The sequence below is a fragment of the Mesorhizobium sp. B2-1-8 genome (genome assembly GCF_006442545.2).
Taxonomy (GTDB): domain Bacteria; phylum Pseudomonadota; class Alphaproteobacteria; order Rhizobiales; family Rhizobiaceae; genus Mesorhizobium.
The window spans coordinates 1,575,286-1,601,548 of the sequence record NZ_CP083952.1; the positions used below are offsets into that span (position 1 = coordinate 1,575,286).

The 26,263-nt window shown below is 64.2% G+C and carries 27 protein-coding genes and 1 riboswitch; of the genes, 14 read left to right on the forward strand and 13 right to left on the reverse strand.

Annotated elements, in window-relative coordinates; genetic code table 11:
* Positions 1-83 precede the first annotated feature (83 nt).
* Positions 84-161, reverse strand: a riboswitch (SAM riboswitch).
* A gap of 137 nt (positions 162-298) precedes the next feature.
* Entirely contained in the window at positions 299-1,408 is a 1,110-nt protein-coding gene (hisC, locus tag FJ970_RS07720) for a histidinol-phosphate transaminase (RefSeq protein ID WP_140754327.1), read from the forward strand.
* Positions 1,409-1,413: 5 nt separating this feature from the next.
* Entirely contained in the window at positions 1,414-2,349 is a 936-nt protein-coding gene (locus FJ970_RS07725) for a prephenate/arogenate dehydrogenase family protein (RefSeq protein WP_181178206.1), read from the forward strand.
* On the opposite strand, the gene FJ970_RS07730 is transcribed toward FJ970_RS07725, so the two are convergent.
* Complete coding sequence (locus FJ970_RS07730) at positions 2,346-3,275, reverse strand: sugar kinase (RefSeq protein WP_140754323.1); 930 nt, start codon at positions 3,273-3,275, stop codon at positions 2,346-2,348. The genes FJ970_RS07725 and FJ970_RS07730 overlap by 4 nt on opposite strands.
* A gap of 122 nt (positions 3,276-3,397) precedes the next feature.
* Positions 3,398-4,396 (reverse strand): DUF2125 domain-containing protein, encoded by a 999-nt coding sequence (locus tag FJ970_RS07735; protein WP_140754321.1) that lies wholly within the window; start codon positions 4,394-4,396, stop codon positions 3,398-3,400.
* A gap of 134 nt (positions 4,397-4,530) precedes the next feature.
* Here FJ970_RS07735 and FJ970_RS07740 point away from each other — a divergent pair, with 134 nt between their 5' ends.
* The 3 genes from FJ970_RS07740 to FJ970_RS07750 all read left to right on the forward strand — a co-directional run bounded on the left by FJ970_RS07740 (position 4,531) and on the right by FJ970_RS07750 (position 6,834).
* Positions 4,531-5,052 carry a gamma-glutamylcyclotransferase gene (locus FJ970_RS07740; protein WP_140754319.1) on the forward strand — a complete coding sequence of 174 codons (522 nt, stop codon included), beginning with the start codon at positions 4,531-4,533 and terminating at the stop codon, positions 5,050-5,052.
* A 119-nt stretch (positions 5,053-5,171) separates the two neighbouring features.
* A complete protein-coding gene (locus FJ970_RS07745; RefSeq protein ID WP_140754317.1) occupies positions 5,172-6,119 on the forward strand; it encodes an aldo/keto reductase in 948 nt (315 codons plus the stop codon).
* A gap of 94 nt (positions 6,120-6,213) precedes the next feature.
* The gene (locus tag FJ970_RS07750; protein WP_140754315.1) at positions 6,214-6,834 is read left to right on the forward strand and encodes a LysE family translocator; all 621 of its coding nucleotides are present in this window, start codon (positions 6,214-6,216) and stop codon (positions 6,832-6,834) included.
* Positions 6,835-6,853: 19 nt separating this feature from the next.
* Here FJ970_RS07750 and FJ970_RS07755 read toward each other — a convergent pair whose 3' ends face one another.
* Together FJ970_RS07755 and FJ970_RS07760 are read right to left on the reverse strand one after the other, a co-directional pair.
* Positions 6,854-7,642 (reverse strand): lysophospholipid acyltransferase family protein, encoded by a 789-nt coding sequence (locus FJ970_RS07755; protein ID WP_140754313.1) that lies wholly within the window; start codon positions 7,640-7,642, stop codon positions 6,854-6,856.
* A 77-nt stretch (positions 7,643-7,719) separates the two neighbouring features.
* On the reverse strand, positions 7,720-8,625 hold the full coding sequence (locus FJ970_RS07760; protein ID WP_140754311.1) for a LysR family transcriptional regulator: 906 nt from the start codon (positions 8,623-8,625) through the stop codon (positions 7,720-7,722).
* Between the two features lie 101 nt (positions 8,626-8,726).
* Between FJ970_RS07760 and FJ970_RS07765 the strand changes: the two genes are divergently transcribed.
* The 3 genes from FJ970_RS07765 to FJ970_RS07775 all read left to right on the forward strand — a co-directional run bounded on the left by FJ970_RS07765 (position 8,727) and on the right by FJ970_RS07775 (position 10,464).
* Positions 8,727-9,278, forward strand: a complete 552-nt coding sequence (locus FJ970_RS07765; protein ID WP_140754309.1) for a carboxymuconolactone decarboxylase family protein — start codon at positions 8,727-8,729, stop codon at positions 9,276-9,278.
* 61 nt (positions 9,279-9,339) lie between these two features.
* Positions 9,340-9,810: a DUF1348 family protein gene (locus FJ970_RS07770; protein WP_140754307.1), complete on the forward strand. Its 471-nt coding sequence runs from the start codon at positions 9,340-9,342 to the stop codon at positions 9,808-9,810.
* A gap of 24 nt (positions 9,811-9,834) precedes the next feature.
* Entirely contained in the window at positions 9,835-10,464 is a 630-nt protein-coding gene (locus FJ970_RS07775) for a pyridoxamine 5'-phosphate oxidase family protein (protein ID WP_140754305.1), read from the forward strand.
* A 7-nt stretch (positions 10,465-10,471) separates the two neighbouring features.
* Here FJ970_RS07775 and FJ970_RS07780 read toward each other — a convergent pair whose 3' ends face one another.
* The 3 genes from FJ970_RS07780 to ftsE form a co-directional block, all read right to left on the reverse strand.
* Positions 10,472-11,197, reverse strand: a complete 726-nt coding sequence (locus tag FJ970_RS07780; protein ID WP_140754303.1) for a YdcF family protein — start codon at positions 11,195-11,197, stop codon at positions 10,472-10,474.
* Positions 11,198-11,306: 109 nt separating this feature from the next.
* Positions 11,307-12,293 carry a cell division protein FtsX gene (locus FJ970_RS07785; RefSeq protein ID WP_140754301.1) on the reverse strand — a complete coding sequence of 329 codons (987 nt, stop codon included), beginning with the start codon at positions 12,291-12,293 and terminating at the stop codon, positions 11,307-11,309.
* Positions 12,286-12,945, reverse strand: coding sequence for a cell division ATP-binding protein FtsE (gene ftsE / locus FJ970_RS07790; RefSeq protein ID WP_010911739.1), 660 nt, complete (start codon positions 12,943-12,945; stop codon positions 12,286-12,288). The genes FJ970_RS07785 and ftsE overlap by 8 nt, the downstream gene beginning before the upstream one ends.
* 251 nt (positions 12,946-13,196) lie before the next feature.
* On the opposite strand from ftsE, the gene FJ970_RS07795 reads away from it, so the two are divergent.
* From FJ970_RS07795 to FJ970_RS07805, 3 genes are all read left to right on the forward strand, one after another.
* Positions 13,197-13,841, forward strand: a complete 645-nt coding sequence (locus FJ970_RS07795) for a hypothetical protein (RefSeq protein WP_140754299.1) — start codon at positions 13,197-13,199, stop codon at positions 13,839-13,841.
* 23 nt (positions 13,842-13,864) lie between these two features.
* The gene (gene hpt / locus FJ970_RS07800) at positions 13,865-14,407 is read left to right on the forward strand and encodes a hypoxanthine phosphoribosyltransferase (RefSeq protein WP_140754297.1); all 543 of its coding nucleotides are present in this window, start codon (positions 13,865-13,867) and stop codon (positions 14,405-14,407) included.
* 75 nt (positions 14,408-14,482) lie between these two features.
* The gene (locus tag FJ970_RS07805) at positions 14,483-14,854 is read left to right on the forward strand and encodes a response regulator (protein WP_167531492.1); all 372 of its coding nucleotides are present in this window, start codon (positions 14,483-14,485) and stop codon (positions 14,852-14,854) included.
* Here the strand turns inward: FJ970_RS07805 and FJ970_RS07810 are convergent, their stop codons facing one another.
* The gene (locus tag FJ970_RS07810) at positions 14,855-15,802 is read right to left on the reverse strand and encodes a DMT family transporter (protein ID WP_140754295.1); all 948 of its coding nucleotides are present in this window, start codon (positions 15,800-15,802) and stop codon (positions 14,855-14,857) included.
* Positions 15,803-16,024: 222 nt separating this feature from the next.
* Between FJ970_RS07810 and FJ970_RS07815 the strand changes: the two genes are divergently transcribed.
* Positions 16,025-16,900: a LysR family transcriptional regulator gene (locus FJ970_RS07815; RefSeq protein ID WP_140754293.1), complete on the forward strand. Its 876-nt coding sequence runs from the start codon at positions 16,025-16,027 to the stop codon at positions 16,898-16,900.
* 31 nt (positions 16,901-16,931) lie between these two features.
* Here FJ970_RS07815 and FJ970_RS07820 read toward each other — a convergent pair whose 3' ends face one another.
* The 5 genes from FJ970_RS07820 to argH form a co-directional block, all read right to left on the reverse strand.
* Positions 16,932-19,529 (reverse strand): TIGR02302 family protein, encoded by a 2,598-nt coding sequence (locus FJ970_RS07820; protein WP_140754291.1) that lies wholly within the window; start codon positions 19,527-19,529, stop codon positions 16,932-16,934.
* 212 nt (positions 19,530-19,741) lie between these two features.
* Positions 19,742-20,683 (reverse strand): threonine/serine dehydratase, encoded by a 942-nt coding sequence (locus tag FJ970_RS07825; RefSeq protein ID WP_140754289.1) that lies wholly within the window; start codon positions 20,681-20,683, stop codon positions 19,742-19,744.
* Between the two features lie 28 nt (positions 20,684-20,711).
* The gene (lysA, locus tag FJ970_RS07830) at positions 20,712-21,980 is read right to left on the reverse strand and encodes a diaminopimelate decarboxylase (protein WP_140754287.1); all 1,269 of its coding nucleotides are present in this window, start codon (positions 21,978-21,980) and stop codon (positions 20,712-20,714) included.
* A gap of 64 nt (positions 21,981-22,044) precedes the next feature.
* Complete coding sequence (locus FJ970_RS07835) at positions 22,045-22,251, reverse strand: lipoprotein (protein WP_015315543.1); 207 nt, start codon at positions 22,249-22,251, stop codon at positions 22,045-22,047.
* Positions 22,252-22,344: 93 nt separating this feature from the next.
* Complete coding sequence (gene argH, locus FJ970_RS07840; protein WP_140754285.1) at positions 22,345-23,745, reverse strand: argininosuccinate lyase; 1,401 nt, start codon at positions 23,743-23,745, stop codon at positions 22,345-22,347.
* A 35-nt stretch (positions 23,746-23,780) separates the two neighbouring features.
* Here argH and tlpA point away from each other — a divergent pair, with 35 nt between their 5' ends.
* Both tlpA and FJ970_RS07850 read left to right on the forward strand, forming a co-directional pair.
* Positions 23,781-24,476, forward strand: coding sequence for a thiol:disulfide interchange protein TlpA (gene tlpA / locus FJ970_RS07845; RefSeq protein WP_140754283.1), 696 nt, complete (start codon positions 23,781-23,783; stop codon positions 24,474-24,476).
* A 344-nt stretch (positions 24,477-24,820) separates the two neighbouring features.
* Positions 24,821-26,173, forward strand: coding sequence for an extracellular solute-binding protein (locus FJ970_RS07850; RefSeq protein WP_140754281.1), 1,353 nt, complete (start codon positions 24,821-24,823; stop codon positions 26,171-26,173).
* The last annotated feature ends 90 nt before the right edge of the window (positions 26,174-26,263 follow it).

A 26,263-nucleotide genomic window follows, 5' to 3' on the forward strand; every position in this document is an offset into this window, starting at 1 on the left:
CGCTGCCGATCTCCGCGCCGCCGATGCGTTCGTCCGGCCGGTCGCGGACAACAAAAAACCGGCATTGCCTTCGCAAAGCCGGTTACGTCACGCAAACGGCCCTTTAGCGAATTGTTTAACGTGGCTGCAAGCCGACCGGCCAAATCACCACGGAACTGTCACCGTCCTTCTAGAACCCGTCCGCCTCGCCGTCAATGGCGGCCGCCGGCACCACTGCCGCCTCTCGACATTGCGTGCCGCGGCTTGTATTTCCGCAGCGGCTTCCCGATGGAGGCATTTTTGACGGATTTTGCAAGACATGAACCAGACACCGGATCAGGCACGTCCAACCCCGCGCGCGGGCATCATGGACATAGACGCCTACGTGCCCGGCAAGAGCACGGCGCCCGCCGGTGTCGCCAAGGTCTACAAGCTGTCGTCGAATGAGAATCCGCTGGGGCCCTCGCCGAAGGCGATCGAGGCCGCGCGCGAAGTCGCCGGCAAACTCGACATCTATCCCGACGGCACCGCCAGGCGGTTGCGCGAGGCGATCGCCGAGGTGCATGGCCTCAACGCGCAGAACATCATCTGCTCGAACGGTTCCGACGAGATCCTCGGCCTGCTGGCGCAGACCTATCTCGCACCGGGCGACGAGGCCATGTTCACCGAACACGCCTTCATGGTCTACAAGATCTACATCCAGTCGGCAGGCGCCACGCCGGTCGTGGTCAAGGAGACCGACGAGCGCGCCGACATCGATGCGATGCTGGCAGCCGTGACGCCGCGCACGAAAATCGTGTTCCTGGCCAATCCCAACAACCCGACAGGCACCTATGTGCCGTTCCAGGAGGTGCGTCGTCTGCATGCCGGACTGCCGAAAAACGTGCTTCTGGTGCTCGACGCGGCCTATGCCGAATATGTCCGCCGCAACGACTATGAAGCCGGCATAGAACTTGTTGGCAGCGCCGAGAACGTGGTGATGACCCGCACCTTCTCCAAGATCGGCCTTGGCGGCGCGCGCATCGGCTGGATGTATGGTCCGATGCACATCGTCGACGCGATCAACCGCGTACGCGGGCCCTTCAACGTCAATGCGACGGCGATCGAGGCCGGCATCGCCGCGATCCGCGACCGCGCCCATGTCGAGCGCAGCGTGGCGCATAACGAGACCTGGCTCACCTGGCTGAGCCAGGAGATGACCGGGCTCGGGCTGCGCGTGACACCCAGCGTCGGCAATTTCCTGCTCATCCATTTTCCCGACGACCAAAAGCATTCCGCAGCGGCTGCTGATGAGTATTTGACCGCGCGCGGCTATATTCTGCGGCGCGTTTCAGGCTACGGCTTTCCCAACGCGCTGCGCATGACCGTCGGCACCGAAGAGGCCAATCGCGGCGTTGTCGCCGCGCTCACGACATTTCTGAAAAGCTAGAAGCCATGACATCACCGATGTTCGAAAAGATCGCGCTGGTCGGCATTGGCCTGATCGGCTCGTCGCTCGCCCGCGTCATCCGCCGCGAGGGTTTGGCTCGCCATGTCGCCATCTCGACCCGCAGCGCGGCCACGCTCAAGCGAGCCGAGGAACTCGGCCTCGGCGATTTCTACACCACGGATGCCAGGGAAGCGGTGCGTGATGCCGATCTGATCATCGTCTCGGTGCCGGTCGGTTCGTCCGGCGCGGTGGCGCAGGAAATCGCGCCGGCGCTGAAAAAAGGGGCGATCCTCACCGATGTCGGTTCGACCAAGGCCTCGGTCATCGCGCAGATGCAGCCGCATGTGCCTGATGGCGTGCATTTCATTCCCGGCCATCCGCTGGCGGGCACCGAAAAATCCGGCCCGGACGCCGGCTTCGCCGATCTGTTCGACAATCGCTGGTGCATTTTCACGCCGGTGCCGGGCACCGATCCGGAAGCGCTGGAACGGCTGTCGGAATTCTGGCGCCGCTGCGGCGCCAACATCGACACGATGGACCCGCAGCATCACGACATGACGCTCGCCATCGTCTCGCATCTGCCGCACATCATCGCCTACAATATCGTCGGCACCGCCGACGATTTGGAGTCGGTGACCAAGACGGAAGTGATCAAATATTCCGCCTCCGGTTTTCGCGACTTCACGCGTCTGGCCGCATCCGATCCGACCATGTGGCGGGACGTGTGCCTGCACAACAAGGACGCCATCCTCGAAATGCTGGCGCGCTTCTCCGAAGACCTGGCGTTCCTGCAGCGCGCGATCCGCTGGGGCGATGGGGACAAGCTCTTCGACCTGTTCACCCGCACCCGCGCCGTGCGCCGCTCGATCATCGAGGCCGGCCAGGATATCGACGTGCCCGACTTTGGCCGCCAGGCGGTCGAGCATCCGGCAAAGAGCTAAGCCGTTTCAGGCCAGGTCGCTGCCATCATGGCGAGCGTCTCGGCCCGATCCGGCGCGCCCAGCCTGCCGCCGAAGCGCAGGCATTTGAGCGCGGCGGCCGCACTTGCGAAACGCAAGGCCTGCTCGACCGGCATGGCTTCCGCCAGCCCGACGGCAAAGGCGCCATGAAAGACATCGCCGGCGGCCAGCGTGTCGACCGCCTTGATCCTCGGGGCCTCGACATGGCGGGATGATCCGGCGCTTCGATCGAACCACCAGGTACCGGCCGCGCCGCCGGTAACCGCAACGAACGCGTCGGTACGCGAGGCGAGGTCCGTGCAAGCGCTCTCCATATCCAGCGCGTGGCCGCATATGATACGGACCGCCGGCTCGGAGGCGACGATGTGCGAGGCCAGCGGCAACAATTGCTCCAGCACCGCCAGCGGCGCGGTATCGGCATCGAGGATCGCCGGACGGCCAGCGGCTCGCGCTGCCTTCAGGGCTAGTGCTGCGGCACCCGGCCAGCGCACGTCGGCCAGCACGGCGTCGAATGCCGTAACGTCGGTGAACGGCAAAGCCTCGGGATCAGCCTGCGCGCGCGTGTCGTAGAACGGCACGATGATACGCTCGCCATGCGCATCGACCAGGATCGAGGCCAGTGCCGAGCGCGCGCCGCCGACGCGGCGCACATGGCTGCAATCGACACCCTCGGCCTCTATTCCCGCAATCAGTTGATCGCCGACCGGATCGTCGCCGGCGCTCGCCCATAGCGATACCTCGGCGCCGAGACGGTGCGCGGCACAGGCAGCGCTCGTGGCCATGCCCGAGGCGATCTGGACGCCGTCGGAGGCGATGAATTTTCCCTGATGGTTGGGCAATGTATCGACACGCAGGATCGTATCCAGCGTCAGCGCCCCGACACTCAGGAGCCTCACGGGTCTTGCCATGGCGCGACTTGATCGGGATGACGTTTCGTCATCCCGATCAATCTCTTTGTTGGAGCATGATCTCTGGACAAACGGAAACCGTTTGTCCGCGAAAACGGGTTCCCACTTTTCGGGATCATGCTCTATTGCACCGGCTTGATCTTGCCCAGCGGGATGAAGCCGAGCGAGGCCTTGCCCTTGACCACTTTCAGCGGCATCGCCGGTTCGCTGCCGAGCAGGGCCAAGGCGCCAAAACCCTGCTCAATCGCATTCTTCTGCTCGGGTATGGCGCCGGCAAGGATAGATGCCACGGCCTTGGGATCCTTGATCCTGATCATCAGATCGGCATCGACCAGGCCCTCGGCATCGACCGAAAGCGGGCCGGAAACGGTGACACGCGCGGTCCCCGACGACAGATCGAGGTTGCGGATTTCGATCTTTTGGCCACGCAGGCTTTTCACCTGCGTGCCGACCAATGCGACGCCGTTCTTCAGTGTCACGTCGCCGCTGGCATCGAGCGCCGGCAGCACGCGCCCGCCGATCGCGTCGGAATCGATCTCGAGATCGCCAAAGCTGCCGACATAGTCGAGATCCCCACCATTCGGCTGCAACTGGCCTGATGCCTTGCCGGCACTGAACAGTTCGACTGGATCGGTGTCGTCGGCCGGGTCGGTCTGGCCCGACAGGCCCTCGGCCTGCAGCGCTATACGCCGCGGCAGCGGGTACCACAGTTTGACGTTGGCCTGCAGATTGTCCCAGTCGATCCAGAGCGGCATCATGCCCGGGACGGAGGTCCGGAGCGGACCGCGCAGATTGGCAACCGGCGACAAGGGCTGGACGATCTGGGCGGTGGCATTGAAACTACCGGCCGAGGCGGCAATGTTCTTGGCATCGTCCTCATAGGCGAGGTTGTCGCAGGAGACCGCAAAGCTCAGGGGATAGCCACTGACCTGGAGGTTGGCGCAGCCGGCCTGGATACCGCTCTTGTTGAGCGTGGCAACCGTCTTGTCGGCTTCAGTCCTGACCCTGCTGGCCAGGTAGAACCAGCCGGCACTGTAAAGGGCGAATAGCACGAGGATCAACGCGGCAAGCCACCACAGGCGGCGACGGTTACCCGGTTGGCGTTCGTCACTTGACGTCATGCTTTGGCTCTCATTAACGCATGGATGGTGTGAACGGATTCTCGATTCCGAACACTAGGTAGACGGACACGGGCGGAAAAAACACCGGTTTCCGGTGCGGTGTTGCCATTCTTTTTGCAATCAGGGGCGGTGATATGGGCGATTTTTGGGTGTTCGGCTATGGTTCGCTGATCTGGCGACCGGGTTTCGCGCATGTCGAGACACGGCGTGCCCACCTGCATGGCTATCGCCGCTCGCTCTGCGTCTATTCCTTCGTGCACCGTGGCACGCGTCAGCGACCGGGACTGGTGCTCGGCCTCGACCATGGCGGTTCCTGCGTCGGCCTTGCCTTCCGAGTGCCCGGCGAATTGCGCGACGAGGTCATCGCCTACCTGCGCGAGCGCGAACTTGTCACCAGCGTCTATCTCGAGCGGACGCTCAAGGTTCGTCTCGACGGCGGCGGTGCGGTCGAGGCCGTGGCCTACATCGTCGACCGCAGGCATGAGCAATATGCCGGTGCGCTGGATACGGCGGATGCGGCGACCGTGGTGCGCGGCGCGGTCGGCCGATCCGGCAACAATGAGGACTATGTGTTGAGCACGCTGAAGCATCTGGAAGCGCTCGATATCCGCGACCACTGGCTGGAGGATGTGGCGCGCCGGATAGCGATCTTGTGAAGCGCTGGCTCTGCGGAAAAGGCGGCCAGGCCTTTGACCTCGATGCCGCAAGACCTAGCTTAGGCTCCGAACCCTAGCCTGCGGGCGCCGTCCGCCGATCCAATCCACGGAGATTAGTCTTGCAGAAACGCCGTCTCGGTCGCACCGACCTTTCCATCGCGCCGCTGGTTCTGGGCGGCAATGTCTTCGGCTGGACCGCTGACGAGAAAACCTCTTTCGACCTGCTCGACCGCTTCGTCGGCGCGGGCCTCAATGCCATCGATACGGCCGATGCGTATTCGCGTTGGGTCCCCGGCAACAAAGGCGGCGAATCGGAAACCATCATCGGCAAATGGATGAAGGATCGGGGTAACCGCGACAAGGTCGTGGTGGTCACCAAGGTCGGCTCGGACATGGGGCAGGGCCACAAGGACCTGTCCGCCGCCTATATCGAAAAGGCCGTCGACGCATCGCTGAAGCGGCTGCGGACCGAATTCATCGATCTCTATCTGTCGCACTGGCCGGATCCGACCACGCCCTACGAGGAAACGCTCGGCGCCTATGAGAAATTGCTCGCCAAGGGCAAGATCCGCCATGCCGGCTGTTCGAACCTCGATGCCGGCCAGTTGCGCGCGGCACTGGACGTGGCAAGCCTGCGCGGCCTGCCGCGCTATGAGGTGCTGCAGCCGGAATACAATCTTTACGACCGCTCTTCCTTCGATGGCCCGCTGCGCGACCTCTGCGTGGCCGAGGATATCGGCGTCATCACCTATTTCAGCCTGGCCAAGGGTTTTCTCAGCGGCAAGTACCGAACGGAAGCCGATCTCGGCCAGAGCGAGCGTGGCGAGGATGTCGGCAGCTATCTCAATCCACGCGGCATGCGCATTCTGGCAGCGCTCGACGCCATATCGGCCCGGCATTCGGCCAAGCAGGCGGAAGTGGCGCTTGCCTGGGTTATCGCGCGGCCGGGCGTCACCGCACCGATCGCCAGCGCCACCAAGCCGAGCCAGATGGACAGCCTGATCAAGGCGGTGTCGTTGAAGTTGAGCGCGGACGACATGGCCGAACTCGACAGAGCCAGCGCCTGAGGCTGCCGGTAACGCGGGACGCCACGAACGTCCAAGACGATCCTCATGTCTTGCCATACCGTCCCTTCGCACAGGGGTGCAGGGCGAGGATCAGATGGCCGGACCGCATGTTTCGCAGCCGGAGCTTTGGCGCCAATTGCTTGCGCTGTTGCTGGCCGCCACCGTCGTCATGGGCAGCCCGGGGCCGGCGACGATAAGCGTCACCGCCGTCGGCGCTGCCTTCGGCCTGCGCGATTCGCTGCGCTACGCCGGCGGCATTGTCCTGGGCACGACCGCCGTTCTGCTGGTCGTGGCGACCGGGGTCATGGCGGCGCTGGCTTCGATGCCGAAGCTGGCGCCATTGCTGGTTGTCGCGTCCGCGGCCTACATACTCTACCTCGCCTTCAAGATCGCCACCGCGCCGCCATTGGCTGCACGTGCCGCCGAGGCGTCGCGCCCGACATGGCTGGCCGGTTTTCTCCTCGCGGTGGCCAACCCGAAAGCCTACGTGGCGATCGCCGCCGTGTTCGTGGGTGCCTCGTCAGGCGATGTCGACCTCGGGCTGGGGACGAAACTGACCGTTCTCGCGGTGATGATCGTTGTCATCCACGCCGCATGGCTTCTTGCCGGTGCGGCGTTCGCGCGCTTCCTACGCAGGCCAGTCGCCTCGCGGATAGTCAATCTGGTCTTTGCCGCGACGCTGGTGCTGACCACGGTGCTGGCTGTTTACGGCTGATTGCCTGGCCGGAGAGCCTTCAGGCCTTCGTGCCCAGCTCCCGAAGCCGCTTGATCGCCGTTGGCGGCAGGGCCGGCGGGTTGGGCGCCCGCGATGCCTCGACGAGAAGCTGGTCACAGGCGGCTTCCGTCTCGCCGATCAGCCGCGCCATGAACTCTTCCTTGCCCAGACCCGGCGGTATGGGCGGCAGGAAGCGTGCCTTGATGGTCCCGGGATAGCGCAGGAACTTGCGGCGCGGCCAATAGAGGCCGGCGACATGGGCGACCGGCACGACCGGAACGCCAAGCTGCGTGTAGATTTCGACGATGCCGTATTTGTAGGCCGGCTCGTCGCCCGGTGCCCGGCGCGTGCCTTCGGGATAGATGATCAACTGGCGCGGGTTGCGCGCCATCTCTTCCCTGGTCGCGGCGACCACGGCCTTCAGCGCCTTGGAGCGGCTGCCGCGATCAACCGGGATCATGCGCATCTTCAAGATGTACCAGCCGAAGAACGGGATCCAGGTCAGCTCGCGCTTCAGGATGTAAAGCGGGTCCTGGAGGAACGGGAAGAAGGCGATCGCGTCCCAGAACGATTGGTGCTTGGGCGCCAGGATGAAGGAGCCCTCGGGCAGGTTTTCCTGTCCGGTGATGTCGTTCTTTATGCCGGCGATCTTGTCATAGAGCCACATCGAGGTGCGCGACCAGAATTTCGGCACGAACCAGGCGCGGTGACGGGGCGAAAGGAAATAGTACGGGGTCCAGAGGATCATCTGGACGATCAGATTGACGTAGAAGACGAAATTGAACGCCAGCGATCTGACATAGAGCATGGGGGAGGTCCGGTGAGGAAGTGTGCGTTGGTTACACCAAGCGCAGGGAAAAAGGAAACGGTGCGATGCTGCCCGTTCTACCAGGTCGCCTGCGCCAGGCGTTCCCTCAGGCGCGGGGCGGCGAAGTCGAGGAAGGCGCGCAATTTCACCGGCAGCCGGCCCTGGCCCGCATGCACCAGGCTAACCGGCCAAGGCTCGGGTTCGAAATCCCCGAGCACGGGGCGCAGTGTTCCTGATCGTATGGCGGCGACGATCTGGTAGGAAAGCACCCGGGTCAACCCGACCCCGGCGATCGCCGCATCGATCGCCGCCTCGGCGGTGTTGACCCGGAGCCTTGAGCGGACCGGCACGACAAAATCAGCCTTGTCCACCGTGAAGGTCCAGGCGGCAAGCGAGCCAAGACCCTCGAAGGTGATGCATCTGTGTGTCTCGAGCTCTCCCGGGATCCGTGGAATGCCGTGCGCGGCCAGATAGGCCGGGCTTGCGCAGACGACATGACCGATCGAGCCGACCCTGATGGCGACCATGCGCGAATCCGGCAGCCTGCCGATGCGGACGGCGAGGTCGATATGGTCCTCGGCCAACTGGCTTATCCTGTCACCGAGCGTGAGCCGGATATCCACCAGGGGAAAGGCGGCGAGGAACTCGGTGACAACGGGCAACACGTGAAGGCGGCCGAAGACGATCGGCGCGGTGATGATCAGTTCTCCCGTCGGGGCGCTGTATTCGCCGCCGGCGGTGCGTTCGGCGTCGCCGACCTCTTCGAGAATGCGGCGGCAGGCAGCGAGATAGGCATGGCCCGCGTCGGTCAGTGTCAGCCGCCGCGTCGAGCGGTTCAACAGGCGTGTCTTCAGGTGGCGCTCCAGCTCGGAGACCTTGCGGCTGACCGTTGCCAGCGGAACGTCCGAACGGCGCGCGGCGGCGGAAAGGCTGCCGCCTTCCGCTGCCGCGACGAAAAGGGACATGGCTTCGAGACGATCCATCATTTCTTCCAGAAAATGGAAGGGTTGATTGCAAATATGGCATCTACATCCGCAACATGGAAGGCTGCATATGGGCGTGGTACCTCAACAAGGAGATCTTCATGCCCCGCATTGCCACGCCTTCGTCCATCGCAGCCGCTCCCGCCGCCTCGCAGCCCATGCTGCAGGCGGTGGAAAAACAGCTTGGTGTCGTGCCGAACCTGTTTCGGATGGTCGCCAACAGTCCGGCCGCGCTGGAAGGCTATCTCGGCATGATGGGAGCCTTGGCCAAGGGCCGGCTTCCAGCGCCGACCCGCGAGCGCATCGCGCTGGCGATCGCTGAGATCAATGGCTGCAACTACTGTCTTTCCGCCCACACCTATCTCGGTAAAAACCTTGCAAGGCTCGACGATGCCGAGATGATCGCCAACCGCCATGGCGGCTCCTCGGATCCCAAGGCAGCCGCGGCGGTGCGTTTTGCCGCCAGGGTTGCGCAAAGCCGCGGGCATGTCGGCCAAGAGGATCTCGCCGCTGTCAGGCTCGCGGGCTATGACGACGGGGAGATCATCGAGATCGTCCAGCATGTCGCCCTGAACGTCTGGACCAACTATATCAACGAGGTTGCACAGACGGAGATCGATTTTCCGGTTGTTTCCGCGCGCGATGCTGCCTGAATCCGGAAAGGGGGCGGCGGTGCCCGCCGGCCCCAACCCTTCATGCCGCAGAGGAGATCCCATGTCTGATAGCCGCCCGCCGCTTCCCCCCTTCACCGCCGAGACGTCAGCGCAGAAAGCGCGCATGGCGGAGGATGCCTGGAACTCGCGCGATCCGGCGCGGGTGGCGCTCGCCTATACGGCGGACAGCCGTTGGCGCAACCGGGCCGAGTTCCTGCAGGGGCGCGATGCGATCCAGGCGTTCCTGACGCGCAAATGGACACGCGAGCTCGACTATCGGCTGATCAAGGAGGTCTGGGCCTTTCACGGCAATCGCATCGCGGTGCGCTTCGCCTATGAATGGCGCGACGACAGCGGCTCATGGTTCCGCAGTCATGGCAACGAGAACTGGGAATTCGACGAGCACGGGCTGATGCGCCTGCGCATTGCCAGCATCAACGACCTGCCGATCGCCGAGGCCGAGCGCAAATATCACTGGCCGCTCGGCCGGCGGCCGGACGACCATCCGACGTTGTCGGAGCTCGGCCTTTAGGAACGTTCACGCAAGGAGGTTTCGATGAACGCACACGCATTTGCGAGCGATGTCGCCTTCACGCCGACGGTCAAGGCGATCCAGGCGCGCAAGGGCTCACGCCAGTCCTATGCCCGCGTCGAGGAGCGAGGCGGCTGGCAGTCGGCGATCACACCGGACCTTGCCGCCTTCATCGAAATGCAGACCAGCGTCTTCCTGTCGACGGCCAATGGCGATGGCCAGCCCTACATCCAGCATCGCGGCGGCCCTGCCGGCTTTCTCAAGGTGCTCGACGAGAAGACGATCGGCTTCGCGGATTTTTCCGGCAACAGGCAGTTCATCACACAGGGCAATCTGGCCGACAATCCGAGAGCCTTTCTGTTCCTGATTGATTACATGATGCGCCAGCGCATCAAGATCTGGGGTACGGCGCGCGTTGTCGAAGACGATGCCGGGTTGACCGCCAGGCTGATGCCTCCGGACTACAAGGCGCGTCCCGAGCAGGTCATCCTGTTCACCGTCTCGGCGTGGGATGCCAATTGCCCGCAACATATACCGCAGCGCTTCGAGGCGGCTGATGTGGCAGCGGCGCTTGGCGAGCGCGACCGGCGCATCCAGAACCTTGAACAGGAGATCGCGCGCCTCAAGGGCGTTTCAGGGGCTGGCGCCAAGTGACGCGGGCTCAGCCGCCGGCGGCGGTCTCGGCCAGCGCGATGCCTTCGGGCGTCGGCTTCACGGGGATAATGCCGCGAGCCAACGCCAGCAGGTATTTGGTGTATTCGGTGAACAGCACGCGCACGGCCCGCGGCTTGGTCAGCCAACTGCCATTATCCAGGTTGGAATTGACCACCGGGTAGGGTTCGAGCTTGGCGCCATGCAGCAGCCGGCCCATCTCCAGCAGGCTGCGCGGCATGTGATAATTGTTGGTGACCAGGATCACCGTGCCATAGGCGTGGTTTTCCACCCATTTGGCGCTTTCCTCCGCGTTGCCTATCGTATCGAGCGCGGCTCGATCGATGTCGACGCAGCAGGAAAACAGCTTCTTGTCGCCGCCGGTCGCCGCCTGAAGCTGGCGGCGGCTGGCCGATGGATGCACGCCGCTGATCAAAAGCCGCTCGCCCTTGCCGGATGCGAGCAGTTCCATCGCGGCGTCGAGGCGCGACTGGCCGCCGGTCAGCACGATGATGGCGTCGGCCTTGGCCGGGTTGGCGGGCGTGGTCAGATGACTGACCTTGCTGGCAAACCAGCCGAAGCCGCCAGCGAACACCATTGCGAGCACAAGCAGGGAAAGAGCGGAGAGGCGCAGGGCGGTCCTTAAATGGCTGACCTTGCCGTGGGCACGCCAACGGGCAACCACCACTGGCAGCTGTCCAGCCGTCCCGGTCGAGTCCCGCACGTCCATGGCCATATGGTTAATCCCGAAATGCGGCCTTTGATAGCTAAAAGACGCACTTTGCGTTACGCGAATTCTCGATCCGTGATCGCCGTGTTTCCATCCACGCCAAGACGAGTTCCTTTCATGCGTCGGGTTGACGAACGTCGATGTCGCTAAGATAGGCGACGACGGTGGCGTGCGAGGTCGCCGCCGTCAGCGCGCCAATCACCAGCACCATCAGGACGACGCCCAGATAACCCGCGGAGCCGATGGCGAAGTTACCGAATAAAGCGGTCGCCTGATCGGCCTGCGGTGTTGCCATGTTACGCGACGACCACCATGAAAACACGATAAAGACGAGCACCGCCGCCGCTCCGCCGGCGGCCGCGCCCTTCATCCCGGTGACCAGAAAATGCCGGCGGAATTCGCGCGCGATGAAGCGCGCCTCGGCGCCGACGAAATGCAGCACCTCGATGATGTGGCCGTTGCCGTCCATGGCGCCACGGGTCGCGAATACCACGGTCAGCACCGTTGCCGACAGCATCAAGGCCAGAACGGCGATGCCGATGGTCACCGTCGTGCGGGCCATGGCCACCAGCCGGTCGACCCAGGTACGGTGGTCGTCGAGCGATGCACTCGGCAGTTTCGGCGTGATCGCGGCGCGCATGGCGGCGAAGTCGGGCGGGCTGTTCTCGTCGATGGTGACGATGATCAGGCGCGGCACCGGCAGGTCGTCGATGTTGAGGCCCGATCCCAGCCAGGGCTCCAACAGCCTGGCGGTCGCTTCGCGGTCGATGATTCGGGTCGACTTCACGCCCGGGAATTCGCCGGCGATCTGCGAGGCCTGGCTAAGCGCCGCCTCCATATCGAGGCCGTCGGCCGGCTTGATCTGGATCGTCGCCTCGCGCGAGATCTGGTTTTCCCAGACCGAGGCCGTGTCGCGCACCAGCGTCACCGCGCCGAAGGTCAGGCAGGACAGGAAGGTCATGATGGCGATGACCAGCACCAGTGCGCGGCCGGCAATGTTCTGCGCCGGCACGATCGGCGCCATCTTGCGCTGGGCGCGCGGTCTTGCCTCGACCGCCTCGGCATCCTGCTGCTCGAAATGGTCGGCCGATAGCTCAGTCATAGATATCAAGCCTTCCGCCGGCCAGGATCATGCGGCGCGCGTCGACCTGTTCCATAAGGCCAAGATCGTGGGTCGCGATCACGACGGCGGTGCCGAGGCGATTGAGCTCGATGAACAGCCGCAGCAGGCGTCGCGCCAGCGGCGGATCGACATTGCCGGTCGGCTCGTCGGCGAGCAGGATTTCCGGCTGCTCGATCAGGGCGCGCGCGATCGCGGCGCGCTGCTTCTCGCCGCCCGACAGGACCGGCGGCAGCACATGCATGCGTTCGCCGAGCCCCACCCATTTCAACAGCTCGGTGACGTCGGTGCGGTAGCTCGCTTCCTCGCGCCCGCGCACGCGCAATGGCAAGGCGACATTCTCATAGGTGGTCATGTGGTCGAGCAGGCGAAAATCCTGGAACACCACGCCGATGCGGCGGCGCAGATGCGGCAGTTCGGTGCGTGAAATGCGCGAGCGGTCCTTGCCGAAGATGGTGATCAGCCCGCGCGTCGGCTTCAGCGACATGAACAAAAGGCGCAGCAAGGTCGTCTTGCCGGCACCCGAAGGCCCGCTCAGGAACTGGAAGGAGCGCTCCGGTATGTGCAGGGAGATGTCGCGGAGGATTTCCGGACCCATGCCATAGCGGAGGCCGACATTTTCGAAGCGAATCAATTTCGGCGACCTGAATTTCTTGGAGCATGATGCCGAAAAGTGTGACGCGGTCTTCGGGCGACATCATGCTCTGTCTCTTTTAGAGCCGGCGGCGAGCCGGCCTGTTCTGCGAAAAGACCATCGGCCGGCATGGTTAACCGGCGGTTAATTCCTGGGCTGTTTCGGCGCGTCACGAGGGCTCCGGTGGGGAAGCGTTAACCATTTGTGTTTACGCAAAAGAAACGAAAAGCGAACAGGTGCAATACTGGGCCATGATGGCTGACCCACGAACCGCGCGCCCGGTTTCCGGCGAAATCATGACCGAACCGCCGGCAATTGGCATGGCGGACCGGATCGTGCGCGGTCCGGCGGCCGATATTATCGATGCGGACTATGAAGTGATGCCGCGCTTTGCCCCTACCGTGGAAAGCGATTCACCGCCGCCGCGTGCGATCGTCCCCCCGCCCATCGAGGGCATGGACATGCTGCGCAAGCCGGAAGCACAAGCGAAACGGCCGCCGGCATCACGTGGAGGGCCGATCTTCTGGATCGCCGGCATCGGTGCAGCCCTTGCCGCCTTCTGGGTCTCCGGCGGTCATGCGCTAGTGCGACAGGCGCCGTTCCTGGCCGGCACGCAAGCGTCGGCGCTGACCATTTCAGGCGTCACCTCACGCGTCGATGCCTCGGGCGCCAATCCGGTGCTGTTCGTCGATGGCGAGGCCGCCAATGATGGGACGAGGCCGGCGACAATGCCGCCGCTCGAAATCCGGGTGACGGGCAATGACGGACGCACGACCCGCTATACGTTGGGGACATTCGGCCGCTCGCTGGCATCGGGCGAAAGATTCGGCTTTGCCAGCCGGCTCGACGTGCCTAAGAACGGCGTTAGAACCGTTTTGGTTACTTTCGCCGAGTAGGCGATCACCGGAGAAGACCAGCAATGCCCATCGTACGCGGCAAGGACATCGAAGTCCTGTTTTCGGCATCGGCGATCGCGCGGCGCAATCTCGAACTCGCCAAGGAGATCGCCGGGCACGACTATCACGATCTGCTGGTGATTTCGGTGCTGAAGGGTTCGTTCATCTTCGCAGCCGACCTGATCCGCGCCATGCACGACGTCGGCCTGTCGCCCGAGGTCGAGTTCATCTTCATCTCCAGTTACGGCGCCGGCACCACCAGTGGCGAGGTGAGGGTGCTGCGCGACATCGACAATGAAGTCGCCGGGCGCGACGTACTGCTGATCGACGACATTCTGGAATCGGGCAAGACGCTGAGCTTCACGCGCGACCTGATGCTGTCGCGTGGCGCGAAAAGCTGTTCCATCGCCGTGCTGCTCGACAAGCGCATGCGCCGCCAGACCGCGCTCAATGCCGACTATGTAGGCTTCGACTGCCCCGATTATTTCGTCGTCGGCTACGGCATGGACGTCTCGCATGCGTTCCGCGAACTGCCGTTTGTGGGCGTCGTCAAAGGCGATGCTTGAACGACTTCCAAAAAGACTTGCCGACCTCTTCCGCCTTCAGGAAAAGTCAACTTTTGCCCGCCAAATATGCCGGCCATGGCAAAGCTTCTGATCGTCGAGGACGATGAGTCCGTCCGCACCCTCGCAGCCCGCGCGCTCGAACGCGCCGGCCACGCAATCGATATCGCCGCCGACGGCGCGCAGGGGCTTTCGCTGATCCGCGCCGCAAACGGCGGCTACGATCTCGTCGTCTCCGACATCCGCATGCCGGAGATGGACGGCATCGAGATGGCGGTTGCGGCCGCCGCACTTTTTCCGGCGATGAAGATCATGCTGATGACCGGCTACGCCGACCAGCGCGAGCGCGCCGAGGAATTGAACGGCATTATCCTCGACGTCGTGCAAAAGCCCTTCACGCTGGCTGAGATCCGTTCACGCGTCGAACGGGCGCTGATCTGCTTCGCCTGATCAGGCCGGATCCCTGGCGACAAGCGCCGGCGCCGGGCCGGTCCGCCGCTCGGTGTTGAGCGCCAGCAGGCCGGCGCCGATGATGAGCGCCGCGCCGATCACGGTCGTCGAGCGTGGCACCTCGGCGAAGAACAGGAAGCCCCACAGCGGCGACCACAGGATGCCGGTGTATTCGAAGGTGGCGACGCGGTTGGCCGGCGCCAGCCGATAGCCCTGCGACAGCAGGATCATGCCGGCCGAGGCGACGAAACCGCAGGCGGCCATTTTGAGGAAATCCGGCAGTGTCGGCCAGATCCACGGCCGCACCAGGAATTCGAGGCTCGGGTGGACGGCGTGGGTTATGCCGGCGAGGTGGAACGTGCCGGCGACCGCGGCCGCGCCGGTCAGATAGGCGCCGTTCTGGTAGAAGGCCATCACGGTGGATGATTCGGTGTCGCCGATCTTGCGGGCCATCAATTGCGAAAAGCCATAGAGCACGGCCGAGCCCAGCGACAGCAAGGCCGCCCAATCGGACAGTCCGGCGCCGGGGCGCAGCATCACCAGGACGCCAAGCATGCCGATCAGCACGGTTGCCAGGGTCTGCCAGGAAACACGCTCGCCAAGATAGGGACCGGCCATCGCCATGATGCAGAGCGGCGCCATGAAATAGAGCGCCACGGCGTCGGCCAGCGGCAGGGCGGCGATGGCCAGGTAATAGACCGTGTAGGACGTGAACTGGATGAAGGCGCGCATGGTCAGCATGCCGAAGCGCCGCGACAGGATGGCGCGCAGCCCGACATCGGCATGGACGAGAAGGATCAGGATCGGCAGGGCGACGATCGAGCGGATCGCCATCACCTCGGTCACCGGGTAGCCGCTCGACACGGCTTTGACGAGCGGGTCCTGCAGCGAGAAGACCAGCACGCCCAGGCACAGGCTCAGGATGCCGCGCACCATCCTATTCTGCATCCGCGTTCAGGCTCCCGCGCATATGATCCGGCGACCCTCTCCAGATCAAAAAGAACCCGCCACCGTTTTCGGGCAGCGGGCACGAGTGAGGACTCTTTGGTTGGTCCGCAGCCGATTTCGCGGCTGCATATCCAATGGGTGGGGCGACTATCGTCCGGCGTTTGACATGTTGCAAACGAATTGGAATGATGCCAGCAATCAAATTTGCTTATGATGGATGCGATGCGGCCAACCCTCGACAGCGATCTCCTGCGCACCTTCGTCGCCATCGCCGAGGCCGGTAATTTCACGAGGGCCGCCGAGCAGGCCGGCCGCACCCAGTCGGCCGTGTCGATGCAGATGAAGAAGCTCGAAGAGCTGGTCGGCGACAGCCTGTTCGAGCGCGGTTCACGCGGTGTCGCATTGACGCGGCGTGGTGGCGAACTCATCGTCAATGCCCGCCGTATCGTCTCGCTGCTCGATGAGACGGCTGCTTCGATGACGGCGGCGCCGCTGGGCGGGCCCGTGCGCATCGGCATTCCGGAGGAATATGGCCACGCCATCCTGTCGCGCGCGCTCGGCGCATTCTCGAAGCGCCACACCAAGGTCGAGGTCACCGTGCGCTACGCCCATTCGGAGGCGCAGATCGCGGCACTCCTCGCTGGTGAACTCGATCTGTGCGTGGTGTTCGAATGGCAGGACCCATCTGGCGGCGAAGTGCTGATGCACGATCCGACGGTCTGGGTCACGTCGAACCTGCATCACATGCATGAGGAACGTCCGGTGCCGATCGCGCTCTATAACCGGGCCAGCTGGTGCAAGGATTTCGCCATCAAATCGCTGGAGCAGCGCGGCCTTACCTATCGCGTTGCCTATACCAGCGACACCACCGGCGGCCTGAAGCTTGCTGTCACCTCGGGCTTGGCGATCGCGCCGATTTCGCGCAGCAACATCCCGGTGGACTGCCGCGAACTCACGGCCGCCGACGGGTTCGGCGACATCGATTCCTCCAATGTGGTGATGCACCGCAACCCGAACGCGTCAGGCGAGGCGATCGACGGCATGCAGGAGGCGATCCGCGAGGCGTTCGTCAACAGGCAGGTCCAACCCGCGTCATAGATGTCGCCGGTTGCTCCCGCCGCTTGCTATTTTATTTCAGCTCCAGCAGCCGTTCCAGATAGCTGCGCTCGATATCGGGGCTGAGCGCATTGCCGAGCCGCTTGCGGATCGCTTCCAGGATCTGGCGGGCGCGCTGCACGTCGATCTCGTCGGGCACTTTGACCGAATCGCCGAAATCGGGACCCCGGCTGGCGCGCGGCCGGCCGAGCGGATCACGGTCGGCGCCCTGCTGACGACCGCCTTCCTGGCTGCCGCCCTGGTCGCCCTGCATGGCCTGCATCTGCTTCATCATGTCCTTGGCGCCCTTGCGCAGCGCCTCGAGCGCCCGGCCCTGGTGGCCGACAGCCTCGTCGCCCTGACCCTCGCCAAGCGCCTTCTCGGCGCTGCCCATGGACTTGCCGGCCTCGCCAAATCCTTCATTGGGCTCCATGCCCATGCCTTCGAGGCCCTTCTTCAGCTGTTCGAGATCGCTCTTCAGCTGGCCCTGGCCTTCCTGCAACTGCTTCAGCGCATCGGCGAATTCCTGCGGCGTCATCGGTTTCGGCCTGGCGAGCGGATCGCGGTCCTGCCCAACGCCCGGCTTGTCCTGGTTCTCGCCACCGCCCTGGCCAAGCTGCTCGTCGCGGTTCTCGCCACGCTGGCGCTCGCCGCGCTGCATCTGGTCCATGCGGAAAGTGTCGTTCATCATCTCCTGCTGGCGCCGCAGGATCTCGCCGAGCTTGTCCATCTGCTGGCGCATCTGGCTGTCCTGCTCACCGCCCTGCTGCTGGCGGCCGGCCTGGAGATTGTTCATCATGTCCTGCAGCTGCGACAGCAATTGCTGCGCCTTGTCGCGATCGCCCGACTTCGCCAGATTCTCGATCTGGTCCATCATGCGGTCGATGTCGCTCTGGCGCAGTTCCTGGCCGTTCTGCTGCATTTGCGGGGCGTTCGGGTTCTGCTTGGCGCGTTCGGCGAACTCCTGCAGGAACTGGTTCATCGCCTCGCGCAATTCCTTCATCGCCTTCTCGATCTCGGCGTCGCTGGCGCCGTTCTTGATGGCGTCCTGCAACGCCTGCTGCGCCTGGCGCAGCCGCTTTTCGGCGGCAGAAAGGTTGCCCTCCTCGATGCCGAGCGCGATTTCCCAGAGATAGGCGACCTCGCCGCGCAGCTGATCGTCGTTCCCGGCCAGTTTCAGCCGGCTCATCGCGCTCATGATGGCGAGGTAGTGGGACATGTTGCCGAACGTGTCTTCGGGCCGCAGCGTGATGGCCTCCATCAGATCGAGCACGCGCGGCTTGGCTTTGGCGTCGAGCGCGAGCAGGCGGCGCTGTTCGATCACGGCGCGCGCCAGCGGGTTGGTGAACGGCCGCTCTGGCATTACCAGTGTCTTGGTTTCGCTGGACGCGGTGTGTCCGGCGTCGTCGGTGGCGACCAGCGTCAGCTTGATGCTGCTGCCGGCCCAGACATGCTCGGTCTGATCCTTCGTGGTGCGGGCGGCATTCGACTTGCCGCCGCGGCGTGGCAGCGTCAGGGGCATGTCAGGTGGGCCGTAGAGCGGATGCGCACCTGGCGCCTGCGGATCGGCCAGCGCGAAGACCGCCTTGGCGGTCGCGGCGCCGTAGTCGTCATCGATCTGGTAGTTGAGCTCAAAGGCGCCGTTGGCGGCGCGCTTGGGCTCACCGACGAAGCGGATCTGCGGCGGCTTGTCCGGCAACACGGCGAAGGCCCAGCGGCCGAGTTGGTCGTCGCCGGACTTCAGCGTCAGCGTGCCGTCGCCGGTCAGCTTGCCGATGAACTGGCGTATCTTCGAAGACGAGGCGGGGGACGGCACCGCCGGGCTTGCTGCCGGCTTGGCGGCGGCTTGCGGGTCGATGGCGCGTGCGTTGCCATCCTTGTCGGCATAGGCAAGCGTTTCCTCGCCCGAGCCTCCGGTGACACGCAAGGAGACATCGCTGCCTTCCGGAATGGTGAAGGTCGGCGTCGCCTGGTTGGCATCGGCGGTCAGGAAGATCGGCGGCTTGCCGGTATAGGCCGGCGGCGTCACCCACGCGTCGATGCGTGGCGGCACGGCGTCGAGCGTGCCATGTGCGCTGAACCCATCGCTCAGCCTGCCGCCGGTCGGCCCGAAGGAGAAGGCAAAGGCGTTGACGAGCAGGAGCGCCGCCACGGCGCGCAGTCCCCAGGGGTCGCGTTCCGGCACGCGCGTGCGCGGCAGGTCGGCGCCGAGACTGTCGAGCCTTCCAGCCATGCGTTTCTGGTGCTCGCGCCAGAGCGCCTGCGAGAAACTGCTTTCGTGGCCGCTGGGTCGGTCGCTCTGCACCTGCACGGGGCTGTGCAGCAGTCTGTTGGCGGCCTCGATTCGGCGATCGACCTCGGCGGCGCCTGGCATGCGGAAAAAGCGCAGCGGATAAAGCGCGGCCAGCCCTGCCAGGCCGAACACGGCGACAAGGCCGATGCGCACCACATCCGGTAGCCGGGGAAAAATGCCGAACCAGGAGGCGCTGAGGAACAGGCTGGCAACAACAATGAGCGGGAGCAGCAGCGGCCAGCCGCGCTCGACCATCATCGAGACCCGCGTCGCCATCCGGCTCAACGCCAGGCGTCCGGCCAGGCCGCGATCGGTGCTGAAGATGGGTCGTTGCGTCATCGGCCCTTCCGAGAGCCTGTTCCGTCCTGAAAGGACCGGAATGGGGCTCTATCTCTTTGAGCATGATCTGTTCCGAAAACCGGATTCCACTTTCGGGATCATGCTGCGAGGCGGGGCAGGATAGCCCAAGCCTCACGACTCGAAGAATACCAGCAAACACGGCAAAGGCGAGGCAGTTTGAGAAAACGTGAAACCGGCCGAAATGGTTGCAATCAGAAATTGGCGGGGTTTGCGTTGGCGCCACAGACCAGCACTGCGACCCGTTCGCCCGGCGCCGGCGCGTAGCGGCCGGACAGGATCGCGGCGAAGGCGGCGGCACCACCTGGTTCCGAAATGATGCGCACGCGGTTCCAGAGCGCCTTCTGGGCGGCGATGATGTCGTCGTCGCTGACCAGGATGGAGCGTTCGACGAAGGCTTCGGCGATCGGGAACATCATTTCGCCGACGCGCTTTGGCGCCAGCGAATCGGCAGCGATGCCTTCGGCCGGAGCGTCGACCGGATGGCCGGCCTCGAACGCGCGGTGAAGCGTCGGCGCGCCCTCGGGCTCGACGGCGACGATGCGGATGCGGCCGGCATACCAGGCGGCGATACCGCCGATCAGGCCGCCACCGCCGACGGCGACCAGCAGCGTGTCGATCTCAGGCAGATCGCTTTCGATTTCGAGCCCGAGCGTGCCCTGGCCGACAAGCGTTTCCTCCTGGTTGAAGGCGTGAATCTGCAAGGCGCCGGTTTGCTCGGCGAAACGTTCGCTGGCCGCCAGCGCCTCGGCATAGCGGGCGCCACCGATGACGAGGTCGGCACCGTAGCCGCGAATGCGGTCCAGCTTGGCCTGTGGGCTCACTTCGGGAACGAAGATGGTCGCCTTGTGGCCAAGCCGCATGGCGGCATAGGCGACCGCCGCGCCATGGTTGCCGCCCGATGCGGCGACGACGCCAGCCTCGGGAACCGACCGCTCCATAAGGTTGGTGAAGGCGCCGCGCGCCTTGAATGAGCCGGAATGCTGCAGGCATTCGAGCTTGAGGTCGATCGCCAATGGCGGCCGGTCGAAGTCGGCCATGTCGACGCGCAGTACCGGCGTGTGCCTGATATAGGGGCGGATGCGCGGTTCCATCGCGGCAATGCGTTCGCGAGTGACGGTATTGCCCTGCGACATGATTTCCTCCCCGTACAGAGTTTCCGGTCTATGCAAGCCAGTCCGGCACGGAATCCAGGCCGATCAGCTCTTCATAGGTCAGCCGCGGACGCACGACATGGAAACGGTCGCCGTCGACCAGCACCTCCGGGACCAGCAGGCGGGTGTTGTAGGTGCCGGCCTGGACCGCGCCATAGGCGCCGGCGGTGGAAACGGCGACGAGATCGCCCGCCTTCAGCCTGGGCAGGTCGCGATCGAGGCCGAGATAGTCACCGGTCTCGCAGACCTGGCCGACCACGTCGACCATCATGCGCGGCGTATCGGCCGGCGGCTGCACGACCGGCCTGATTTCGTGGAAGGCGTCGTAGAGCGTCGGTCGGATCAGGTCGTTCATGGCGGCGTCGACGACGAGGAAGTTCTTGGCGTCGCCTTCTTTCATGAAAATTACTTCCGACACCAGGATGCCGGCATTGCCAACGATCAGTCGGCCCGGCTCGAACATCACCTTCAGGCCCAACTTGGTCACATGCTTGCGGACGATCTGGGCATAGGCGTCGGGCAACGGGGGCGGGTTGTTGTCGACGCGGTAGGGAATGCCGAGGCCGCCGCCGAGGTCGATATGCTCGATGGCGTGGCCGTCGGCGCGCAGCGCGCCGACCAGGTCGACAAGCAGGGCGAAGGCGTCGTCGAAGGGCTGCAAATCGGTGATCTGGCTGCCGATATGGGTATCGATGCCGGTGATCCTGATGCCCGGAAGCGTAGCCGCGCGGGCATAGACCTGGCGCGCCCGCTGCCACGGAATGCCGAACTTGTTCTCGGCCTTGCCGGTTGAGATCTTCTTGTGGGTCCTGGCGTCGACATCGGGATTGATGCGCGGCGAGACCGGCGCCACCTTGCCGAGAGCCGAGGCGCGTGCCGACAGAAGTTCGAGTTCCGGCTCGGATTCGACGTTGAAACAAAGGATGCCGGCCTCCAGCGCAAAGTCCATTTCACGCGCCGTCTTGCCGACACCGGAGAACAGGATCTTGCTCGGCGGGACGCCGGCGGCCAGCGCCCGGCGCAGTTCGCCTTCCGAGACCACGTCGGCTCCGGCGCCGAGCCTGGCCAGGGTACGCAGCACGGCCTGGTTGGAATTGGCCTTCATGGCGTAGCAGACCAGCGTGTCGAGCCCGGCAAAGGCCTTGATGAAGACACGGTAGTGCCTGGTCAGGGTCGCCGTCGAATAGCAGTAGAACGGCGTGCCGACCTGTGCGGCGATATCGGGGATCGCCACGTCCTCGGCATGCAGCACGCCGTCGCGGTAGTCGAAATGGTTCACGAGAGTGGTTCCGGAAGTTGGGGCACGATGCGATCGGGTTTGGAAAGACCCGCCTTCATCGGCGCTAGATCAGCGGGTCGAGGATGAACTTCTTGTCCACGACCGGTTTTTCCGGTTCCGGCGGCACGGGCTGGTGGGCTTTTTCGGCATCCTTGCGCGCCTGGACGGCCGCCTCGTAGGGCGTGTCGAGACCGGCCTTGCGGCCGCAGGCGGTCACGGAGGCAAGCGCCGCAAGCAGCGTCAGCGTCACCAAAATCCTGCTTCCGGTCATCGATCCATCCGTCCGAAACGTTTGCCAGCCGCCGCTTTTAGCCGAGTTCTCAGCGTATTGCACCCCGCATATTGCTGATCGCAAAATCGGGGATCACGCCTTGGCGATACGCTTTTTCCAGGCGCGGATCTGCTTCCTCACTTCCGACGGCGCGGTGCCGCCGAAGCTGGTGCGGCTCTTGACCGAGTTCTGCACCGCCAGCACCGAGAATATGTCCGGTGTGATGCCGGGGTTGATCGATTGCAGATCCTCCAGCGAAAGCTTCTCCAGGCTGACCTTCTTGTCTTCGGCCAGCGCCACCGCGCGGCCGGTGACATGATGCGCCTCGCGGAACGGCAGACCCAGGCTACGCACCAGCCAGTCGGCGAGGTCCGTGGCGGTGGCGTGGCCGGAGCCAGCGGCCTTCTTCATTGCGACTGCGTTCACCGTCATGTCCGCGACCATGCCGGTCATCGCCGCCAGCATCAGGTCGAGAGTCTCGGCGGCGTCGAACACCGATTCCTTGTCTTCCTGCATATCCTTGCCATAGGTCAAAGGCATGCCCTTCATCACCGTCAGCAGGCCGATCAGATGGCCGTTGATGCGGCCGGTCTTGCCACGCACCAGTTCGGCGGCGTCGGGGTTCTTCTTTTGCGGCATGATCGAGGAGCCGGTCGAAAAGCTGTCCGACAGCCTGATGAAGCCGAATTGGGGCGTCGACCAGATGATGATCTCCTCCGCCAGCCGCGACAGGTGTGTGGCGCAGATCGCGGCCATGGCGAGGAACTCCAGCGCGAAATCGCGGTCGGAGACGCTGTCTAGCGAATTGCGCATCGGCTCGCGGAAACCGAGCGCCCTGGCGGTCTGGTGGCGGTCGATCGGGAAGCTGGTGCCGGCAAGGGCGGCGGCGCCGAGCGGGCTCTCGTCCATCCGTTCGATGGTGTCGCGCACGCGCGACAGGTCGCGCGCGAACATTTCGACATAGGCCATGCAATGATGGCCGAAGGTCACCGGCTGCGCCGCCTGCATATGGGTGAAGCCCGGCATGACGGTCGCCGCATGTTCCTCGGCTCGCGCCAGGAGGGCCATGATCAGGCCTTTCAACGCCTCGGCGACACGGAAGCATTCGTCCTTGACCCAGAGCCTCAGATCGACCGCCACCTGGTCGTTGCGCGAACGCGCGGTGTGCAGCCGGCCGGCCGCCGACCCGATCAGATCGGCGAGGCGGGCCTCGACATTCATGTGGATGTCTTCCAGCTTCGTCGAAAACTCGAAGCTGCCGGTTTCGATCTCTTTCAGGATCGTGTTCAGCCCGTGAGCGATTTTTTCTTGATCGGACGCCGAAATAATGCCCGTTTGCGCCAGCATCTCGCTATGGGCGATCGAGCCTCTTATGTCCTGCGCGTAGAGTTTGCGGTCGAACGAGATCGACGCGTTGATCGCTTCCATGATCGCGGCCGGACCCGAGGCAAATCGTCCGCCCCACATCTGGTTGCTGGTCTTTTTGTCGCTCATGGCTATAACCCGTGCTTCGGAGCAGTTTTGATAACATGGCAGACGGAAACAGATTTTTCCCGACCCCGCGCCTGATCCTCGCCGCCCTGGTGGCGGGAGCGCTGGCCGGCGCGGTCGCGGTATATGTCAGCGAGAGCCGGTCTGGCAACAACGCCGCGCCCCAAAACGCCGCGCCCCAAGTAGCCGCAAGCAGCAGCAAGGACGACGTCGCCTGCGCCGCCAAGAGCGATCGCGCCAAGAAGGTCGCGGCCGCGGCCACCGGCGAGGTCGCGGCACTTTTGCCGGCCGATCCGCCGCAGTCGATGAGGAGCCTCGCCTTCAACGGTCCGGACGGCAAGCCGATGACGATCGCCGACCATGCCGGCAAGACGGTGCTGCTCAATCTCTGGGCTACGTGGTGCGCGCCATGCCGTGCCGAAATGCCGGCGCTCGATGCGCTGCAAAAGGAGAAAGGCAGCGACGCCTTTCAGGTCGTCGCCGTCAACGTCGATGCCGGCGACGATGTGAAGCCGAAGAAGTTTCTCGCCGATACCGGTGTGCACACGCTCGGCTACTACCGGGATTCGACGATGACGCTGTTCAACGATCTCAAGACGCGCGGTCTGGCGCTCGGCCTGCCCGTCACGATGCTGATCGACGGCGAAGGCTGCCTGATCGCCCATATGAACGGTCCGGCCGAATGGTCCGGGCCCGACGCCAAGCGGCTGGTCGAGACGGCGCTCGGGTCGTGAGCTAGACCGAGCGCCCGCTCGGCTCGAGCAGGACGAGGCTGCCATCATGGCGGTCGGTGCGCATCGCAGTGCGCTTGCCGTGGCCGGTCAGGTCTCATCTCACCAGCACTTCGTCGTCCCTTTAGCCGGATAACCATAACGGTCTTTACGTCCGCGAGAGCCGCCCTAGCTACCTAAGGCGCCGGTGTAACGCTTTCATGCTGGCGCAACCGCCGAGGGGGAGGAAAGACCAGCTGTCCACAGGCCCGGGAGGCCACAACAGAACTGTCACATACCTTCTCTAAGAGAGCGGGCAAGGACTTGCGCAAGACCCTTGTCAACAGTCATTCAAGAGGGAAGAAACCATGATGATCATCAAGCGGGGCCTCGCTGCCCTTGCCGCAGGCGCGCTCAGCACCGCGCTCGCGGTTCCTGCCTTTGCGGAGCCGGTAAAATTCGACTTCTGGTTCGGCCTGTCGGGCGACCTCGCCCGCGTCGTCGATACGCTGTGCAAGAACTTCAACGCTTCGCAGTCCGATTATGAAGTCGTCTGCACCAGCCAGGGCAACTACGACGCCACGCTGCAGAACACCATCGCCGCCTTCCGCGCCGGCAAACAGCCCGCCGTCGTGCAGGTGTATGACGTCGGCACCGCCACGATGATGCTGTCGGGCGCCTACAAGCCCGCCGACAAGCTGATGGAAGAAAACGGCTACAAGATCGACTACGCCGACTACTTCCCCGGCATCGCCCGCTACTACGCGACCTCGAAGGGCGAGATGCTGTCCTTCCCGTTCAATTCCTCGACCGCGCTGATGTACTGGAACAAGGACGCCTTCGCCAAGATCGGCAAGACCGAGGCGCCCAAGACCTGGGAAGACGTCGGCGCCGACCTCCAGGCGATGAAGGACGCCGGCTATGAATGCCCGATGGCGATCAACATCTCGGCCAATGAAAGCTGGCAGCTGATGGAGCAGTTCTCGGCCATCCACAACCAGCCGATCGCCACCAAGAACAACGGCTATGACGGCCTCGATGCGCGTCTCGAGGTCAACAAGACCAAGTTCGTCCAGTACGTCACCGACCTCAAGAAGTGGTATGACGCCGGCCTGATCAAGATCAAGTCCAAGGACCTCGGCCAGGACATGGTCCAGGCCTTCGCCTCGGGCACCTGCCAGGTGATCATGACCTCGGTCGGCGATCACGGCACTGTCGGCAAGACGCAGAAGGAAGGCATGAAGTGGGATGTCGCCGAACTGCCGGTCTATGCCGGTACCGAGCGCAAGAATTCGCTGGTCGGCGGCGCTTCGCTGTGGGTGCTCTCCGGGAAGTCGGACGCCGAGTACAAGGGCGCGGCCGCGTTCCTCAACTTCATCCACGATCCCAAGACCGCCTTGTTCTGGTCGACCAACACCGGCTACATTCCGGTGACGAAGTCGGGCTTCGACTACATGAAGGCCCAGGGCTTCTACGACAAGGCGCCTTACAAGGGCCGCGAAGTCGCGATCGCCAGCCTGACCGCGTCCGAGCCCACCGAAATCACCCGCGGCATCCGCCTGGGCAATTTCACCCAGATCCGCGCCGAGTTCGGCACGCAGATGCAGGCGATCTTCGCCAACAAGGTCAGCGTGCAGGAAGGTCTCGACACGCTGGTCAAGAATGGCGACGCCATCCTCGCCCGCTTCCAGCAGACCTATCCGGGCAAGACCCTGCCCTGATTTCAAAGATTGCCGAGGCCGCCCGCCGAGATTCGACGGGCGGCCGTTTCGTATATAATCTTATCTTGCTTTGGGCTGGCCGTTCCGCGG